Origin of the sequence: Paenibacillus senegalensis JC66 (genome assembly GCF_000285515.1) — a bacterium.
In the GTDB taxonomy this organism is placed as follows: domain Bacteria; phylum Bacillota; class Bacilli; order Paenibacillales; family NBRC-103111; genus Paenibacillus_L; species Paenibacillus_L senegalensis.
Genome location: NZ_HE610961.1, coordinates 511,077 through 530,996 on the forward strand (window position 1 = coordinate 511,077; position 19,920 = coordinate 530,996).

Annotated in this window: 9 protein-coding genes; 1 reads left to right on the top strand and 8 read right to left on the bottom strand. The window is 51.7% G+C overall.

Translation table 11 applies throughout. From position 1 onward, the window contains the following. Positions 1 to 313: 313 nt before the first annotated feature. Entirely contained in the window at positions 314 to 3,442 is a 3,129-nt protein-coding gene (locus PSHG_RS20860; protein WP_010277221.1) for an FIMAH domain-containing protein, read from the bottom strand. Between the two features lie 279 nt (positions 3,443 to 3,721). Between PSHG_RS20860 and PSHG_RS20865 the strand changes: the two genes are divergently transcribed. Then, positions 3,722 to 4,801, top strand: coding sequence for an exo-alpha-sialidase (locus PSHG_RS20865; RefSeq protein ID WP_010277224.1), 1,080 nt, complete (start codon positions 3,722 to 3,724; stop codon positions 4,799 to 4,801). A gap of 153 nt (positions 4,802 to 4,954) precedes the next feature. On the opposite strand, the gene PSHG_RS20870 is transcribed toward PSHG_RS20865, so the two are convergent. From PSHG_RS20870 to PSHG_RS20900, 7 genes are all read right to left on the bottom strand, one after another. Then, entirely contained in the window at positions 4,955 to 6,910 is a 1,956-nt protein-coding gene (locus PSHG_RS20870) for a fibronectin type III domain-containing protein (protein WP_010277226.1), read from the bottom strand. Between the two features lie 14 nt (positions 6,911 to 6,924). Next, the gene (locus PSHG_RS20875; RefSeq protein ID WP_148497803.1) at positions 6,925 to 11,121 is read right to left on the bottom strand and encodes a fibronectin type III domain-containing protein; all 4,197 of its coding nucleotides are present in this window, start codon (positions 11,119 to 11,121) and stop codon (positions 6,925 to 6,927) included. A gap of 170 nt (positions 11,122 to 11,291) precedes the next feature. Then, the gene (locus PSHG_RS20880; RefSeq protein ID WP_010277233.1) at positions 11,292 to 13,604 is read right to left on the bottom strand and encodes a family 78 glycoside hydrolase catalytic domain; all 2,313 of its coding nucleotides are present in this window, start codon (positions 13,602 to 13,604) and stop codon (positions 11,292 to 11,294) included. Positions 13,605 to 13,632: 28 nt separating this feature from the next. Next, positions 13,633 to 14,643, bottom strand: a complete 1,011-nt coding sequence (locus PSHG_RS20885) for a carbohydrate ABC transporter permease (RefSeq protein ID WP_010277234.1) — start codon at positions 14,641 to 14,643, stop codon at positions 13,633 to 13,635. A gap of 5 nt (positions 14,644 to 14,648) precedes the next feature. Beyond that, on the bottom strand, positions 14,649 to 15,548 hold the full coding sequence (locus PSHG_RS20890) for a carbohydrate ABC transporter permease (RefSeq protein WP_010277235.1): 900 nt from the start codon (positions 15,546 to 15,548) through the stop codon (positions 14,649 to 14,651). Further along, positions 15,545 to 17,842: a DUF5696 domain-containing protein gene (locus tag PSHG_RS20895; protein ID WP_010277238.1), complete on the bottom strand. Its 2,298-nt coding sequence runs from the start codon at positions 17,840 to 17,842 to the stop codon at positions 15,545 to 15,547. The genes PSHG_RS20890 and PSHG_RS20895 overlap by 4 nt, the downstream gene beginning before the upstream one ends. Beyond that, on the bottom strand, positions 17,835 to 19,919 hold the full coding sequence (locus tag PSHG_RS20900) for an SMP-30/gluconolactonase/LRE family protein (RefSeq protein WP_026021520.1): 2,085 nt from the start codon (positions 19,917 to 19,919) through the stop codon (positions 17,835 to 17,837). The genes PSHG_RS20895 and PSHG_RS20900 overlap by 8 nt, the downstream gene beginning before the upstream one ends. Position 19,920: the final 1 nt, after the last annotated feature.

A 19,920-nucleotide genomic window follows, 5' to 3' on the forward strand; every position in this document is an offset into this window, starting at 1 on the left:
ACCGGATTGAAGGGCGATTACCCAAGATTTGTATGACAAATCGTACAAATGCAGGGATTTGGAGTGCGATTACCCGAAATTTGTATGACAAATCGTACAAAATGCATACAAATGCTGGGCTTTAAGCTATTAAGGAGCCGCAGCCAGTGTGTTTACATATTTCGTACACATGCATGTGATTGAAGTGCGATTACCCAAAAAAAGACTGGGCGGAAAACCTTACGTTTTCTCGCCCGGCCTTTTTATTTTCGGGACTTATTGGACAGCCCCAACTCTTGCTTTAAGTTTAGGAATGATTGGACAGCTCCTCGCTTCAATCTCCGGCCCACTGCTCCAATAGCTGATTGGCCAAAAGCTCCAGGGTGTGCTTCGCCTCTTCCTCAATATGTCTTTGCATGGGGGAATTGTTGAGATGCTTCAGAAAATCCTCCAAATGCTTGATGGCCTGAGGCATACGCCCTGCGGAGTGGTGATGCTCCACCTGGGAGAGCCTGTTGCTCAACTGATTGGTGAGAGGTCCTCTAACCTCGCCGCCTGCTATAAAAGCCGCCAGCTGATCCTGCAAAGCCTCCAGGCCAATCTCAGCAGGAGCCGGTTCATGCGTGACCGCTACGCTTACCTCATTGGTTTTCATTTGATCTACATAAACTTCGATGGTCAGTGTGTTTTCGCCAGGAGTCAATTCAACAGCCCGGACGAAATCGCCATACTCATTAACAATGGCTGCTTCCCCGTTTACATAGACTTCGATTTCATTTCCCGGCCCTATCACTTCCACGCTGCCCTCATAGTTTATGACGGATTCAGAGGTCAGCCTGCCGTCATAATCCCGCTGTCCGCGAAGCAGGGCTGCCCGTACCGGATCACCTGAATTGTAGACATGCGCAATCAGCTGCCGCAAAGTTCGGGTACCGTCATAATCAATCGTTGAAATTACAAATCCGCCTTCAGGGATAGCACTGTTCGCGGGATGGCTTGAGCTCCAGGACCACTGGATAGCCTGCTGCTTGTTCACCACATTGCTAACCAGCCCGTTTGCTCCGACCACCGCTTCCACGGTATACCTGCCGGAAGTACCTGTGTTTTCCCCATAACTGTCCGAATAAATGATAATCGATCCTTTAGCAAGGCCTTGATTTACAAAATCCGCTTCGATGAATCCGTTCTCGATCAGCTTCTCATAATTCTCCACAGGCTGATAAGAAGGAGGGAATCCTTGCAGCGACTCGGGGATGCTGATGCCCAACTGATACGTTTTCACATACTCGTAATCCTGGATAGCAGCTTTTTGCACTTCCCAGTTTAGGCGGGACAGATCAAACATTTTGATCCCATTGGAGAAACGGAAGGCGGCCTGGAAGGCTTCCCTTTGGTCCGCAGGCTCAGGAAGATTCGGCACCTGCATCCCTGCATATACCGGAAATTCCTCCATCGTCAGGACATTCAACAGCGTCAAGTAGCGCTTGATGGCCGCGGGATTATTCTGGTAAGTTCCGATGACCATATAATCAAAAATGTCGGGATCGCCAAATGCCGTCTCCTGATAGCGGTATTCCGGATTGCGGTATAGTTCGCCGAGCGGCAGACCCAGCCTTTCATCGTAGTCAAAATTGGGACTTGCCCAGTTTTGCCCGCTTTGATAGTAGTTCTCATACCATGAGCCTAGAGAAATAGCCAGCGGAATATCGGTCCCCTGCTCCTGGTTCACCCGGTCTACGAGATCACGGGTTTTCTGCATAAAAGCTTTGGATACTGACGAACGGAAAGCAAGCCAGTCATAGTAAAGGGGACCCGGCACCGTCTCTGTAAATTCTCCTGCACTGTTATAACGATGCTCGAACACATCCTCCGGCCAGCGAACCAGCGACTTATTGCGCTCAGCCAAGAAATCCTCGAACTTCGCTTTCGATTCCGGGCTAAAATCTGCATGCATCGTATCATAGCGTGCACGGTCCAAAATAATGGCGTCCACGTCATAATTTCTCATCACTTCTTCAAAATGCTTCAGCTGATATTCCTGCACAGCTTCATTTGCCGGATTCAGGAAATGAATGACTTTATTTTTATAAAGACTATCGCTAAATCTCCGAATTTCCCCTCCATCATCCACACTATAGATCCACTCTTCATATTCATGCAGCTGCTCGGGGGTTAAGGCGGTGCTCAGCAGCTGATAGGGCTGGGTGACTGAGTAGGAAACCGTACCGCCTCCGTAAACATTAAATACAGCCGCAATTTTAAGATCGAGCTCACGGGCTACCTCGATAAAAGCCTGGAGCTGGTCAAAGTCGGCGGGCACCCCCTGCTTGCTCGGCTCCTGAATTTGGCTAATGTGTGGGGTTTGCGATAGTTCATTGTGCAAATAGGTAACAAAGCCCTCATGACCTTTGGCCGGATATTGGACTCCGGTTACGCCGGCATCCTTGGCCTGCAGCAGCATTCTGCGAATGCTTTCCTTATTCGGATAGTTTTTGGCATTCGTCGACTGCTCAATCCACAGCCAAACTTCGTGCTCGTCATGCACACCCATATAGCGGTAAACCGTGACGTACTGGGTGTCTTCCAAGCGGTCATCCCGGAACACCTCTATCGAAACATAGTTCGTTTTAGGTTCCAGAGAAACCTGGGAGCTAAAGGCCCCGTCCGGTGTCAAAGCGACTTCTGTTCCATTTACTGCGATATGGTAGTTATTATCCGGGTTATAGTTCATCAGTCTGCCGGAAATTTCCGTTTGCGACTCGTCCTTTGTCACACTGAACCTGTCAGGCTGATTCAAGGAAACGTAAGAAGGTCTGGCTATCTCCTCGGTTAAGGCCTTGAACTGCTCCAGGGTTACCTCATTTCCATTGATATACAGGGTAACCGGGTCACCGACTTGAAAATTTTCCAGCAAAAATTGTCTATAGCCAAGCGCATAGCTGTCGTCCTGAGCTAGCAGAACAAAGCCGTCCGGCAAAATGTCAATATTCGGCGATTCGTTCCACTGTCTGGACTGATTTGTTACTAATGTAACCTCAAAATCCTCATTAACCTGAACCGCTACATTATAACGGTTTTCATTGCCTGTACGGCTGCCGTAGCGTTCAGTATAAACGCCTACAAAATAGCCGTGAGGCGGTGTATCCACAAAGTTAATGGAGCGCCGCATACCATTGGCGGCTTCCACTTCAACGTGCAAGTCTCCTTCCCCAAGAGGTTCATTGGCCAAAACCGGGTCTGCAAACATGGAGTCGGTCAGAAAGGGCTCTTCGTCCAGCCCCGACGCGCCGGACAGAGCCCCGCTGGAGCCCGCCGCTTCGCCAAGCGTCTCCTGCTGCGAGTAAAGCGGTACCGAGGCTGCGTAACCTCGATCAGCTTGAATCCAACCTGTACTAACAAATAACACAACAGCGACCATGCAAACTAGCGTAAACAGAGACACACACGATTTGAAGCGTTTCAATATCATCCCTCCGTTACTAGATTTTGGGCTACGCCTCAATTGTAACCGCTTCCTTTTGGATAAACTATCGAACTTTTATTACCGTTTTTGGTACTTTCATGACCATTTGTTTACAAGCTCCTAGAGGGAATTAGGTTTACTTTATAAATTGTTTTTCTTTTAATAGTATACTTTAGTTTTATTTTGTATATATTTTAATGATTATTATATTGTAATGACCGATATAAAGATGTTATATTTTAGTAGGTATATTATTTTCCTAAAAGGAGGCCGCTAACTATGGGAACGCTGCATAAGGTGAGGGATCTGGTTATTTACCGCGACGGGGGATACAACGCCTTTCCTATCGCCGTTACGACGGAGGATGAGCGTATTCTCGTTGCTTTCCGCCAGGCTCCGAACCGGATCGTTCAGATGGGCAACATCACTCACGTTGATCCCTCCGCCCGGGCTGTATACGTCAGCTCCCGCGACCATGGAGTCAGCTGGGATGAACAGCCCACCATAATTTATGACGATTTCTTGGTCGGTGTCCATGAGCCGTGTCTTGCCCGTCTACAGGATGGCACGCTTTATGGCCTGTTTTATGCCTGGAAGGTGTTCGACAGAGAAGATATGGCCGAGAACCCGGATACGGACCACAAGCTCTTTGACCGCTGGCTTTGTCGTTTGGATCGCATGTATTCGATTCGGTCAACCAATGGCGGCAGCGATTGGGAGGCACCGCAGCCTGCAGCCAATGTCGGTCAGGCAGTCAGAGGTGTTCCTGTACAGCTTAAAGACGGCTCTCTCCTAGTAAGTACATATGGCGAAGCGGACAACCGGGGAAGGGTTATCATTAGCAAGTCTGAAGATCTCGGTGCATCCTGGACACGAGTTGCCCAGCTGGAGAACGAGAATTACCATTTCTACGAGCCGTTTCTTTATGTCACCCCGTCCGGAAAAATCGTCGCTCTTTTGCGTTCCAACAGCTTGCACGGTCCCGATGCGAGCGGCCGCTCCCACCCGCTGTTTACGAGCGAATCGCTGGACGGAGGCCTGTCATGGAGTGATCCGGTCATGCGGAGGGTTTTCTCACCAAGCCCTTTTCATGCCTTGCGCTTGCAGAGTGGCAAAGTACTCATTAATTACGGGTACCGGTACCAGCCTGCCGGTGTCCGTGCGTTTTTGCTCGACAGCGAATGCGAAGGATGGGATGATATTGAAGAAATCGTTCTGAGGGATGACGGCATAGCCGGCGATCTCGGCTATACCAGTGCCGTTCAACTGGCAAACGGTGACATTCTGATAGCCTACTATTTTTACGATGAGCCGCTTGGAGACCGCTATATAGCCGGCACTATATGCAGGGAAGCTTAATTGTTCGCTTCGCTTACCCGCGGACTATCCGTTCTTGCTCCGCTGCCAGCCTGCCCGCGCAACCAAAAAACCCGGTATCCTGAAGAACCAGGAAAACCGGGTTTTTGCTTGCGTTCCTTCGACTCTACTTATTTCCATTATTTTGTCGTTCTCTCAGTCTGTGATTTGAATCCAGTCAATTAACATAATACCGGTGGTGCCGAACGGATCAAAGCGGAATCGGCGGATTGTCCCTGTCCAATTGCTGTTAGCAGCCATGTCAACTGCATATTCCTTGTAATCTGCGTCGTTGGCTGAAATGGTGAATGCAATGGATTTAACTGCGTTCCACGCCGGGTCGGCATCGGTTATAAAGAAAAATCGGGCCACTTTATCGCTCGTGCTGTTTTTCAAACGAATCCGGATGTAACGGAACCGGGACGGATCGATAACAGACAGCAGATCCGGTGACCAGACATAAGGGTCATTACCCGTAGACGTTAGCACCAGTGCGCCGCCTGTTACGACACCTGTCACCTGGTGCTGGAAGGACCACCCTTCCAAATTCCCGGCTTGCTCAAATTCCCATTGCTTGACCTTCACACGAACGGGTGTAGTAAAGGTGTGATCCGAACTTACTGTTTCATGACCGCCCGCCTCCCTTGTTCGCACCCGGTAATGATACGTCTGACCAGACTGCAAGCCTGACAAATAAACCTGATGGGTACACGATAGATTGATATTGTCGGGGGAATGAAAGCCATAAGCGAAGTCAGGCCCATATTCCACTCGAGCTGTGGCAGCTGTGTCGGTATTAAAGCTCACCACCGCGAAGTAACCGCAAGGTGCTTCGGCTTCCACATTACTGATCACGGGCGCCGAGCCGGCTTCCGATCTAATGCGGAACCAGTCTATATCGAAGCTGGAGAAGCTCGATGCGATTGTCGGATTAATCGACAGCTTGATAGATTGAATGAGCCCGGTCCAGGAAGCCACTCCCGACATATCGCACGTATATGTCGCGAATTGCCCGTCATTGGCTATAGGAATAGTAACCGAGTTGCTGAATACCCCTCCATGAAGCTCCTGTTTCCCGGATCGCTGCCACGATATCGTAAGCGATGTGGCACCCGTTGCATTACTCAACCGAATCTGTACCAGGTTACGGGAAGCTGGAATCGTTACTGGCGGCGAGACTAACACGAAAGACGTTCCCACAGGAGGGTTCATGGACCAGATGCCGTTATGGGGGCCGCTGCCATCGGCATGCGAACTGAGTGACCACCCTTCCCTGTCCCCGGCAAAATCGAAATTCCAGCTTGAAGCTGTACGCACATTATAATGGTATGCCGTAGCGCGCACATCTTCGGCTGTGCCGATAATTAGATAGTATTCATACTGGTAGACCGAGCCCGGGGCCAGAGCGAATCGGTACAACGGGGCGGAATAAGCGGTCCGGTCACCGTATTCTCCCGTACTGCCTGCCCCTACGTACATATAGTTGGTGCTGTAATATACATTTGGCGTATACCAGCCCAAGCCGATGCCCCCGGCATCAAGATGAGTGCCCCAGCCTTCCGACTGATAGTGCAGCTCATTCGGATACCCGGGAGTGTTCGTCGTTATCCCCCCAGATGCAAAAGGATCCGTCCCGGAGTAACGTGTAAACCGGTCTAACGAGGAGGGGGTAAAAATCGCGGGCAGTTCCTGATCCCGGATTAAGCCCATGGAACTTTCGTTATGGCTGAAGCGGGCTGTTACCTTAACCGTATTATCCTTCAAGCGGTACCAGTTCTCCATAATGCAAGCTGTTGCATCATTTTGGAGACACCAATCGAGCGGACGGCTCTTCACATAGATTAATTCGCCCGTATTATAATGCTCTATAATTCCGCTCGGATTGTTGTACATGTCACCGCCCTGCACAGGGTTTAATCCCCAGCCGCAGTTCACGTATTGCCCTGCCCCGTAATATGATTGCTGCACCAGCCTCCCTGCATCATACCGGTTAATCAGATTAGTACCGGAGCCCGACACGGACAAATAAACAATCGCTCCGCCCCAGGTTGTATCTACACCCAGCTTTAAGGTTCCGTTGTCCAGGTAAGTCAAGGAATGATTAGCACTCACAGCAAGCCTCCCCTTTATTCCATTTCCTCCGTGATATCCCCGGCAATACGAATGTAGTCAATCGAAATAATACCCGGTGCCGAAGCAGGGTCCAGACGAATTCCCCGGATAGTGCCCTGCCAGAGGGGGTTAGCCCCCATGTCGATGATGTATTCCTGATACTCCTCATCATTACCGCTGGTGGCAAACGGCACAGATTTCGCGCTATTCCACACCGGATCTTCATTCGTAATAAAGAAAATATCCCCGGATGGGCTGGATGTTTCATTTTTTAGGCGCAATTTCACATGCCGGTAGACCTGCGGATCGCTGATGGCCAGCTGATCAGGCGACAAAATATAAGGATCGGTGCCAGTAGAGATCAGACGAAGAATCCCATCGCCCACTGAGCCTGAAACCTGATTTTGCATACGCCAGCCCTCGAGATCTGAATCCGCTGCAAATTCCCAGGCTCGGATGTACTCAGGTCTAATCCCTGTAATGCCCTCGGCCAAATTGGACATCCCGGATACATTCGCCTTGGCGTCCACAGCCTTCAGAGCAAAATAATAAGTGGTATTCTCACCTAGTCCCGTCACGGTAAAGCTCTCCGGCAGCCCGCCTTTCTTGGGCCCCGGCACACGATGAAACTGTGTGGCCTCCGCCCATGTGCTCTCGGTGAAAGGAGTAGTGGAATAGCGGATGTCATAATAGGCCGCTTTGCCGCTCATTCCGTCATCCCCCGGTGCCGTCCAGGACAGCACCGCCGATGTCGGAGTTGTCGCTGTCACAATCAGATCCGCAACCGTTGCCGGCGGAATCGAATCACTGGATGGCTGCCTGGTCACCCGGATATAATCGATATCGATTCCATCCTCTCCTGGCGGAATGTACAGCCGCATCTGGTCAATCAAACTCCGCCATTTGCGCTGGCTTCCCATATCGAGCGTATATTCGGCAAATGCCCCGGCGTTTGGCAGCGGAGAAAACGTTATCGCTTTATCTTCACTCCACGTACGGTCAGAACGGGTCGTATAATACAGCTTCATATCAGGCGATGCGGTGTTGTTGCGCAAGTTAATCTTCACGTACTTGTACAGTGCAGCCTGCATCCCTAGCCGCTCTCCAGACTCAATATACCCGCTGCCATCCGCAGAGGCAGCCTCAAGAGCTCCATTGGAAACCGTAATCACAGCACCGTTATGCGCTGTCCAGCCTTCGGTATCCCCGGTTTGCTTGAACTCCCAGTTGCGCTCGGGGAATGCACCCCGGGTTTTAGCCGCGACGCGGTATCGCTGCTCACTGCCATCCGTTTCATCCACATATGAAAATCCGTATTTTCCGTTGCGGTCCACATATACCCGGTAACCGTCATATCCTTTCACGGACGGATCGTAAAGCTCCCACTGCCCCCGATTGAGCTTATAAATCTCGGGTGGTTCGTAGCTGCTGAAGCCTTCAACCGCGAATGAAACATGGTTTTTGCCTCCGGAAATTGTAAATTCTGCGGCTTCCTGGACCGCCTGAACGGTTGGAACAAACGAGTCTGCCGTCACCTGTCCGGTATGGGCAGTTGCGCTCAACGGATTCAGGCCGTAATCAGAACGTAAAGCTTGCAGTGTCTGATCATTGTCCGACTCGTAGCTCCCCCAGGGAAGCAGAATAAGCTCCAGCTCAATCCGGTCTCCCGGCTCAAATGTAATTTGCGGGCGGTTTAAAGTCATACTCGCCGTATTGGTCGTGGCTGGGCCGCTTCCCTGATGACTCGTCACTACCGCCAGACCATCTTGATATGGCTGGCCCCCTGCGGTAATGTCGGCTCTTTGAACGAGAACGCCGACATTCGTACCTCCCCCAGGGTTATTCGTACGGTCGAAGTCATACAGCGTCCAGTAAGGCTTGGCTTCACCTAATACCACCTTGCCGGGCTCAGTGCCCACCAGCAGCGGCTGAGTCGCAGGAGTGTTATTTTCGTCCAAATAACCCAGCTTGCGAAAGGTCTGGTTCCGGCTCTCGGTTTTGAAAAGGCTGAGGTTGTTCTTGGTATCGCTTATGTGCAGTGTATCCCGAAATACGATTTCTACAGAGACAAACGTCCGGTTCTCATCGGTTTGCGGCATTTCTACGGAGCGCACCGTCACATCCGCCTTCCCGTCATCCGTGACGAAGTCTAACGTAATGTCCGAATGCGTTGGACCGACACTGTCGATTTTAGCGTTAGTATTTTCCATTAATGAGAAATTTCCGTCGCTATCCCGGTATTCGAACAAATAATTTTTACCCACCGCATCAAATTGAGGCTGGTTGCTCCACATATAACCGCTGCGTGTACGGAAATCGGGGAGAATCCATCCAGTACGCCCATTGACGAAAAAGGGCACCCAGCAATTGGTTTCTGTGACCCCGGTCGATAAATGATAGTACGGCCGGGTGAAGCGGACCGAAGAAATTTGCTTTAAAGGGAATTTGCCCCAATTCTGATAAAGGTGCAGCGACGTAAACTCCAGCGTCTGCTCAGGTGCCAGTTCCAGCGGGAAATAGCTTTCAGAGAACGCAATATCCCCGGGGTAGTAAAAGGCATCTTCATTTTCCCCTTGAAAGTTTTTCGCTACCTCCACCGGCAGCGGCAGCAATACATCATTCTCATTCAGCACTACGCCCGCCTCTAAAGCACCTGAGGCGGCCTTCGTCCGAATCTGTACAAATATCCGCCGCGGTGCTTCATCATTTGCTATTCGAATTTTGGCTGCCGGCTGCTTATGCGGCTGCAAATAAAACGCTTCGTTAAAATCAGAATGATCGACCGTAAACTCATAAAAGCCCCGATACGGGTCATAGCCCGCAAATCCGGTTACGGCATCGGCATTCAGCACCTGGATGTTATCCGCCCTTAACGGGTTTCTCTCCAGTTCAGCCTCTGCAGCTATACGCCCCGGCTGCCCTTGCGCATCATTGTACAGCCTATGGCCAAAACGAATCTTCTCTCCGGCCCCCCATTCGCCGTCGCCGATATCGGCGTGGTGCTTGATCGTGAGCCCGCTTGCGGTTTGGTCAATGGTTACTGTTCCGTTGCCCGCCACATCCGGATAAATGTAGCCGAATATTCCAACCGCTCCTTTGTTAATCCCTACATATTCAACAGTATTGGAATCGAGGGCGGAGGGATCATTATGAGTGCCGTTTCCGTCCCGAATTTCAAGACCATGGATCTGATCTGCCGGAACGGTAGTTTCCACATAAGCATCCCGGATTCGGACCTCGCCTGTCGGATGCAAAAGAATTTCCTCATACAGCCGGTCCGGATAAACGTGGAAAATCCGTTCCAGTCTTACAGGAAGAGCGGCTTTGCGATTATCGATTACGCGAATGTAATCGATTTCAAAATAACTGTCTGCCTGGCCGCCTTCAATATCCATACGCAAGTCAGTCAGGCGACCCGACCAATTGGGAGAATCCATATTAACCGTATAGGTATGGAATTCTCCGTCATGAGTTAGAGTAAAGACTTGGCTGCGTGCCTCAGCAAAGCCCGGCTGGTCCTCCGTACCGTAAAAAATCTTGCCGCCGCCAGTGCTTCCCGTCACCTTCATCCGTACTTCGACCGCATTGGCTGTACCGATAGGTAAATCTACACCGGAGACAAAGACATACGGGTCAAGAGCCGATGTAATCTGGCCGCGCAGCACGCCATTAGCGGCAGTCAGTCCCCCGACATGATCGCTTGCCTCCCATCCTTCCAAAGAGTTCTCAAATTGAAAGGAGGCGAATTCCACTACATGCTCCTCCGCATTTTCCCGACGAAAATTCGTATCGAATAGGTGTACATCGGTGTAGTATATTCCAAGCCGGTGCATATTAATGCGACCAGCTGTATCGCTGAATGAAGCCCGGTAAAGGCCTCCTTCCTCATCTTCAATGACTACATCCATCGTTTGCTCGGCATACGCGCCGGCGGATCCGGCAGGCTGAAACGACACAACCTGTTTCTCTCCCGCCTCCGATAAACCGTATGTCAATTCCATCTCGAGGTTGCGTATTACGAAATCATCTCTTGTATAATCCGCATAGTACGCCTGCACCTGGTTTTGCAGGGCATTGGCCGTTTGAATGGTCGGATGCCAGACGTCCGTTCCCATACTATTGCTGGCAGCAGTCCCACCCGTTCCGACAAGCATCGTACTTCCGGCCATACTTAGCAGCAGCATTCGGCGAAACGACTTCTTCCCACTCACGCCCTCATCTCCTTTAATGACAAGTTCTCGTCAGCGCAGTTTCTTTCCACTCTGTCCCGGATTCCGGTTTCCGGCTGTGTATGTTCTCTATGCTTCACCCCCTTTCATTTTCAATCATGAATAGCAGGCTCAGATTGTGCTTTCTCATGTTGTTGGCCTGAAAAACCGTATTAGACCGCTACCCCATTCACAAAATAACGAACATCAGGTGCCGGATGAACAACCGCCTGCAAGGCTTCGGGAATGTCCGCCCTATACATAATCACTCCGTCCGGACCCCGATTCCATTGGATCCGGATCATTCCTGCCGCCGTAGGAATATCGCCCTTAGCCCAATCCAATCCGTTGACCGATCCCTTCAGCTGCACGATACCGCTGCCTAATTCCCAGATGTTCACTCCCAAAGCATATTGCGTCAGCAAATAAGTTGGAGACGCCCCCCAGCCATGACAGAAGCTCACCGGCACATCATCCCTCAAGTAGGTAGGCGTATGGCCCTGATAAGGACTTGGCACAGTACAATCCGGCTTGGACGGATCGAACGTTTCCCACCAGGTGGTGGCCCCCCGGGCCAGCATTTCGCCCCAATACGACCGGACAATATCGAGCGCCTCGCTGACTCTATTACGGCTTAACAAGGTTTCCAGAACGATATGATAGAAGAAGGAGCCCTTCAGAGGCGGGGTTTGATTCTGGAAATAGATTTCATTCAAGAAGCTTTCAGCTTCCTCTTCTTCCATTACTCCCGACCAGATCGCGGCGAAATTCGACTGAGCCGACAAACAAGTCGACAGGCCTTCATCCGTCAGACAATCGGCAAACGCCAGACTATCGGGAAACCGCAGCTGATCTCGGATTGCGCTGCGCAACCGGCCTGCTCTCTGGCGAAGAATGTCGGCGGTGTCCGCCTCGCCGATGGCTTCAGCCATTTCAGCAGCCTGCAGTATGGCTTTATAATAGAAGCAATTAACTGCGGTCACCCGGTCCCGCCTGTCGAGATAATCAGCCCAGTCGATAAAGCACCACCAACCGCTGCGATCAGCACGGGCGAATAACCCGGACGCATCCTCCTGCCCGCGGAACCAATCAAGCAGCCGCCATATATAGGGCCACATTTCGCCAAGAAACGCGTTGTCCCTGGTATACTTCCAATGTGTATATACGCCAAACAGCCAGTGCGCGCAGAAATCGGGCAGCATATGACTGTTGCGCTCCGGCCCGGTTCCAGGAATCGAGCCGTCAGGATTTTGAATGCGGGCCGATTGCGTCAAGCATTTGCGCATTAATTGCCTATCCCCGTATACGTGATAGATCACTTTGCCGATAACGACCGCATCCACTACCCATAACGCCTGCTCCCTTAACGGGCAGTCCTCAATATGATGCTGGCTGTTGACTTTTGCCGTGTATACCCCTGTCTCCCAAATTTGCTCCAGCAGCGGATCGCTGCAGTTAAACGATCCTTCCGGACCGAACGGATAATGCGTAAACTCGGTTTTTAGCGACAGGACTCGTATCGGCTCCGGGGTGGCCATCACGGTAATCTGCAAATAGCGAAATGCACGCCTCGCATACGTATGCAGTTCATTCCGGCCATTCTTCATAATGAATGTATTGCCAAGCTGCATCTCCAGAGACTCTCCGAACGATAGCTGCAAAACCCCGCCAGCGGGGGCTTCGACCGTCAAATGCAAGTATCCGACGACTTCTTTTCCATAATCGTATACCACTCCCGGCAATGAACCCGGTACTCCGGCATCAACTTGAAGCGGAGCCGTCTCACCGCTGCTGTCAGCAAGCAGTGCGTTCTGCCCGTTTATACGGCCGTAATTCATGTCCGTGCGGACGATCCGCAGCGGCTTTACGTTTTCCGCGGCGAGTGCGGAAATTTCCGGAGCAAGCAGACGTGGCCATGGACCGCTCGGGTCGTTGGCCGCACTAACCACCTGCGCGAACCCCCAAACGCTGTCATCATAGGTGCTTTGTTCCCAGCCGTCCTCCTCTTCCGCCAAATAGATCTCACGAAAGCCGTTCCACTTATGCAGACGGGAAACATGAGAAACCCACCGCGGTGATCTCCGGCATTTCCAGCTGCTGTCCGTGCTGATTGTCATTCTTCCATTTGCCGTTTCCATATCTACCTGGGCAATCAACCCTCCGGGGCCTTGAAATTGTTCAGTGACGATATCCCGGCTTCCGAAATTGTAGGCTGCAATCGCCACAACGTTAGTACCCGGCTGCAAATAAGCTCCGACATCGTCGTACTCGTCATAATATTTCCAAGCCAGATCGGCCGGAGCCGGCCCCCGCCCGACCTTTAACCCGTTGATATAGACGATGTAGAATTGGTTCGCCGAAATAGCCAGACGGGCTGCAGCCGGCGCACTTTCCAGCCGAAAGGTTTTCCTTGCCTCCAGATAAACGTTTTCCACGGATTCCGGGAGTTCATTCCATATCCAAGAAGCGGACCACTCAACCGTCACAGCTTCCCCTCCTCATTGCTTTTTAAAATTACTCCACAAGTCCTGTTCGCTCAATTCCTTGAACAAAATACTTCTGGGCAAACATATACACAACCAGCAGCGGCATAATGACAAGCAGCGAGGCAGCCATTTTAATCGGCTCGTTCACATCGAATTGCCCGGCAACTGCTGTACCGCCTCCAGCTTTGAAGTTGAGATTCGCCTGCAAATAATCAAGCTGTGTAGCCATGGCCAAAAAGCTGTTGTTTTTTAAATACAACGAAGGCTCAAAATACGAGTTCCAGTGCCACACCAATGAAAAGAGAAAGACCACCAGCATGGCAGGACGGGCCAAGGGGAACATAATTTTCCAATACATACGCAGGGGGCCTGAGCCGTCAATATGAGCAGATTCCTCCAGTTCCTTCGGCAGCGCCGCAAAAAATTGCCGGAAAATAATAATAAACAAAGCTCCCCGGATTCCTTGGGCAAACAAGGCCGGAATCAGGAAGGGAAGCGGCGAATTCAGCCATCCCAGCTTGGAATAGAGCACAAAGAGGGGAATCGCCATCGTTTGAACCGGAACGAGAAAGGTCACGAGCACAATCGCAAACAGAACGTTGCGGAACGGGATCGCCAACCGGGCGAAAGCATATCCGGTCAATGCACAGGATGCCACCTGCAGCAGGGCCGCCGTTATCGCCATGAAGCTGGTATGTGCCAGAGCACGCGCATAGTCGAGACCTATGGCTGCGTCCACATAGTTCTGCAGCTCGAAGGACATCGGAATCCAGCGGATCGCGGGGTCCAGCATGTCACTCATGTTCTTGAAAGAAGTCGACAACATATAGAGCAGTGGCGAAATATAAAGCACGGCCAGCGAAGTCAGCGTGATATACACAGCGATTTTCAGCAAATACCCGTCATTCAAGCGCTGTCCGATAAGCAGCAGCTTGATCCGGTCACGCAGCCCCCCGCTTACCCGGCGCTCACGGAGAGCATCCGTCAAGCGCAGAGGACGCCTGCGGCCCGGACCGGTTGGTTTTACGCTTTCATTCATCAGGCTCACCTCCTTCGGATATTGAATTTCATGGCGAACCGCATAAGCAAAGCAATCCAGAGGAACACAAAGGCAAAATAGATCCATCCCAGCGCGCTGGCATAGCCATAACCCGTTTCCGGATCCACCATATTCGTCAAAATATGCTGCATGATCGGGTTAAACGGGTTAGTCGACAGGTCGACGACCGTGTAAATTCCGTTTAACACAATGAAGGGCACAATGGACGGAAACGTAATTTTCCAGAAAGTCTCCCATGGTGAGGCTCCATCGATTTGCGCAGCTTCATAAGTAGATTGGGAAATGGTTTGGAAACCGGCCAGGAAAATGATAACCTGGACGCCCGAGAACCAGAGAATCATAATAAACTTGCCCAATACGCTCATAACCGGTTCAGCCGCGGTCGGGGGGAGAAGGGTGTAGACGAGCTCCTCGACGTTATACTGCTGCGTAAGGGGCAGTTCACCTTGACCCTGGTTAAACAATTCAATCAGAACGCGTCCCGTAGCGAAAATTACAGGCAGGAAGAAGACGGTACGGAAAAACATCGTTCCGAAAAATCGCTGGTTTAACAATGTCGCCACCAGCAGAGCAAAAATAACTGTAATCGGAACGATGAGCACCGCCTCCCGGACAAACAGAAACATCTGCTCCGGGAACTTGTTGTCTCGCAAAAAGGCATAGACAAAATTATCCAAAGAAACGAATTGATAGATTAGGCCTGAGCCATCCGGGGCTATCCGGATCTTATGGAAGCTTAAAAACAAGGAGTACAGCAGCGGATAAGCCATAAATGCCAGCATTCCGATCATCCAAGGAGTTAAGAAGAGCAGACCGATCGCTGATGCCTTGGCCCGCTGCCTGCGCTGCAGCCGCTTATGCTCTTGCGGAGATAATGTGCTCACCGGCCGCCTCCTTCCTGAACGACCCGGAACGATAAAGCCTCTACCCGGTGCCCGGCACTCTCAAAAGGCATCCGCGTATAGTTCACCCATACCGTGCGGCCATTCCCATAGGTCGTTTCATACACCCCTTCAGCCAGCTTGCGGTGGTTCTCAATGAAGCTTCCCCACGTCCCTTGCAGAGCTGCTGCAAAGTCGTTGTATTCTTGCAGGATTCGCTCATTCAATAGTGCGAACTGGGTGCTGTACATCGAGGAGAAGCTAGTTTCCAGCAGCAGCCGGGTGTTTTCATAGGTGACCGTGAAGTAAGGCAGGGCCCCATATTCAATAGCCCTCAAGAACTCCGCCTCCGGATCGCCCCGCTCGTTGCCGGGAGATGCTGAATATGTGACCAGACCGTGCAGAGCTATCGGATAAAAGGGCACTTGTTCATCAATGATGAAATCATAGTTGCCTTCAACCGGAAAACGGTGATAATGGTCAGCCAGGCCGATAGAGAAGGAAGGCGCTCCGTATAAGATTAGATAATCCATCTTTTCCCTTGCTTCGTCCATAATGTCCTGATAGACCCGGATCGTGTCCTTCCGTTCGTAAAACCCGCTTCTACTGAAATCACTGTATACATACTCCATCCCGGTCAAGCCTATATGGCTAACATCTGTGGCCTTGTAGTGAGCAATCGATTCCTGGAAAAGCTGGACCGCAGCCTCTGGACTAACCGCATAATTGGGGCTTGGGGAACGGGCGGCATCGTAGCCGCGACTTTGCTGAAATTGCAAAGCCCGCCCATCCAGCATGCGGGCGGCATCGCTTCTTGGGGAGAAGCCTGTGCCGGGCTGCTCCCCCGCGGCCTCATTGAACGGATCAACCAAGTACAGCACTACTCCGTTCTCACGAGCATAATTCGCCAATTCGCCAAGCCCTTGCTTTCCGCCTATCTTGCGCTCCACCGGAAATCGCTTGGGCAGCTTCCCGGGATAGCCCCCTTCGTGCCAGCCGACCAGTCCCAGCCGCAAATCAGCGACTCCTTCCTGACGAATGAAGTCAGCCATCGTCCTGGCCTGCTCCAGTGTCGTCGTCACGATAGTTTCGCTTCCGAAACGCCCCGGCTTACTGGCCGCCGCAATGATATCCAAATATAACGGTAGAGTTTCCTGGTCAGTCTGCAGCGGGACCAGGGCATGTTCGCTCATCAGATATTTGCGGTAGGCTTTGGCCATGCCCACATAATCGGCATCGTCTTTATCCAGCAGGGTGTACCGGATTTGAATCGGCTCCGCCATCAGCGCCTGCTCATAGCTGGTCACCGCGCTGGTTAGGCCGACAGGCTGACGGTAGGGCTGGCGGAAACGGAAGCTGGCATTTACCGCATGGAACTCGGTATGCAGCCCGGCCGGAGCCGCGTAAATATTCGCTTTCAGTTGACCTTCTTCGATGACTGCGAGGAAGCCGGAATCGCCGCGATTCATCCCGAATACCGGATACTGGATCGGTGTCCTCGAAAAGGGCACATCCAGCTGCGGTATGGACAAGTCAGCCCCAAACACCGGGAAATCGTAAGGCGAGGACAGGGCTGGCCGCTCCTTGGCGAAATGGATTAGGCCGCCCGGTCCGTCAGGAACGAATAAGTAACCTTCCCTGTCGTTGAACGAGGCTGCAAAGAAGGGCAAAACGTCCAGGGTAGACAGCCGGTTATCCTTCGTCTCGAGAATTCCATGCTCCGGCACCCGTACCTGAAGGCCGTCAGCTAATAGCGTATATTCGAAGTAAAAGGCGAAGCCGAGATCATCAACCGTGTAGCGTACTCCTACTCCGTCTTCAATCCTTTTCCATTCAATTTGGGCGGAGTGATCCACCGTGTTGCCTGCCGTTTCCTTGTTTTCGTTTCCGCGCAAATACCGGAAGGTGAAGGGGGACGCCAAATTTGAGCGCCATAGCCCTTTTGTCTGCACCTCAGCCAGCACGTCTGGCCCGGGATTGCTCGCCCAGAGCAGTTCCGGCTGCCTGCTATGCTGCAGAGCAATATACCCGCTGCCTGGCTCAAGCCACAAGGAAAGCGCTCCTGCCTCCGCCATACGGTAATAAATCATTCCCTCGAAGCTTGCTGTCTCCGTGTCCTGCGGACTTCCCTGTTGCATTTGCAGGCCATCCATGAAGCTGAGAGCCGCTTCCGGGCGATAGCTGCCCAACAATTCAAAGTCGCGCTCGGCGGTTAACCATAAATAAGCGATAAGCCCGGACAACAGGAACAGAATAGCCAACCGGCCATACAGCTTCCGCAGCCTTTGATTAAACACGCTGAATCACCTCCCGTCCGAATTGAATGAAGAAGTCGTAAGCCTGATACAGCAAACCGATTAATGCAAATCCGAAAATACCGATACAAGCGAACGTAAATAAAGAAACTGTATTAATGCCGATCGCTTCCTTCGCATTAAAGTTGTGCACTGTCTGTGAAGCAATGAATAGTAAAATAAGTACCCAGAGCACCAGGCCGGCAATGGCTATTTGGAAAAATGCTTGTTCCTGAAGCGTCAGAACGTTCGTCATTAGACGGACCGGCAAGTTAAAAAACAGGAATGGAGCCAGCGCATAAGAGTTCACAATAAAAACTTTGCGCAGCGTGCCTTCTCCCTTCATGACAGAACCAACCAAATAATTGGATAGAATCCACCCGCTAAACAAGAGAAAAAACTTCAGCGCTTCAGACAGTAAACTGACGTCTGCAAATAAAGTGTCTGCGAATACAAAGCTGGTCACGGCAAGACCGGCAACATGAACTGCAAATGCCGCAGCGACCAGGGTAAATGCGAAAGCCAGCTTAGTCTCAGGCGAGTTGGCTATCTCATACATCCCATTAACCGGCTGGCGCAGCACCCGGAGCAGCAGCCTCCAACCGGTGTGCCAGCTGCTCTTCCTAGAGGACGCTGTCTGAAGCTCATCTGCAGCGCCGGAATCAGACATCTCCCTGCCCCTCCAGCGTTTGATTGCCGCCCATAAGCTGCCCCCCGCCCAAGCTGCAGCTAACAGTGTGGCTAGAGAACCAAAGTAACGCAGCAGCCAGCTCATGCGAATTTGCCAGAATGCTTCGGAATACCCCTCCTTGTCGTAGGCCAGAGCGAAATGCTTCCTCGCTTCCTCATAGCGGCCTGCAGCATATTCTGCTTTGGCAATACCTTGATTAGCACGGTTGAACATGCCATCCAGCACCAGAATCCGCTCCCACACCGGTTTTGCTTCCGCATAGCGGCCTTCTTCATCGAGAACTACAGCCTGATGAACCAACTCGCCAAATTCCGTCTGCTTAAATACTTGAATAACGCCAAGATCACCGTCAGCAACGAAAAGATCTCCCTGTTGATTTACAGCTACTCCGGTAGGTCTGCGAAATAAACCAAAACGCGGAGAGACCGAAAAATCATTGCCGAACTGAAATAGCCTCTTACCCTCTGAATCGTACTGATAAATGCGTCCTCCCGCGGACTCAATGACGGTCATAATCCCATGCCGGTCTACCGTTATTGCCTCGAATGAAAAGCGGTTGAGCGGTCCGAGATCAGGGGAAAAATCAGTATCATTCAGCAGATCCTTGCCGCCCAGGCTCAGCTTTTTGATCTCCCCCTGAGCCAGTCCCCGGTTGACTGTGTAAATAAAACCGCGGCTGTCCATCGCCATATTCGTAATCGCTCCCGGGAGCTTCTGCTGCTCTTCCCTCAGCTGTTCCTCGGTATAAAATCTCCGCTTCATCCGGTCTATCCAGCTATAAGGTACTTTGTTTGCCCCGAAGAACCCGGAAAACTCTCCTTCGGAGGTAAGCTGCAGCAGCCCCTGATAGCCACCTTTATTGGCAATGTACATGTAGCCTCTATTGTCGAGAACAATTTTGGCGGGAACGAACAAATAATTGGCGGGAAGATAGGGAGACTCCGGACTAGTATATTCGCGGACGAACCTGCCTTCGGCATCAAAGACCGCGATTCGCCGGCTTCCTGTATCGGCAACGTAGAGTTCCCCCGCATCAGTAACGTATAAACCCTCCGGCCTGCGCAGCTGCTCTCTTTGATCGGCAACCTCCCCGCCGTCAGGGATCGTTCGGAGAATTTGGCCTTCCATATCCATGATCACCACCCGGTCATTGCCCGTATCCGCTACATAAAGCTCTTCATTAGCGTTAATCAGGATATGCTCCGGATTTTGCAAGCCATCGATAAGCCGGTCCGGCACATACCCATGAGGCGCCGGTATGGGCTTGCCTGAGGCGTCCGTTGACATTGTCCGATACGGAAGCGCGGCCTCAGAGGCCGGGGCGAATCCGGCCAGCGTGATCAAGATTGCCGTTAGACTGAGCATCCATTTAAGTAAAACTCGTCTCATT

Bases quoted from the DNA above. Each gene is read 5' to 3' on its own strand.
- PSHG_RS20865 (WP_010277224.1), top strand. From the start codon at position 3,722: ATGGGAACGCTGCATAAGGTGAGGGATCTGGTTATTTACCGCGACGGG.
- PSHG_RS20885 (WP_010277234.1), bottom strand. From the start codon at position 14,643: ATGAATGAAAGCGTAAAACCAACCGGTCCGGGCCGCAGGCGTCCTCTG.
- PSHG_RS20900 (WP_026021520.1), bottom strand. From the start codon at position 19,919: ATGAGACGAGTTTTACTTAAATGGATGCTCAGTCTAACGGCAATCTTG.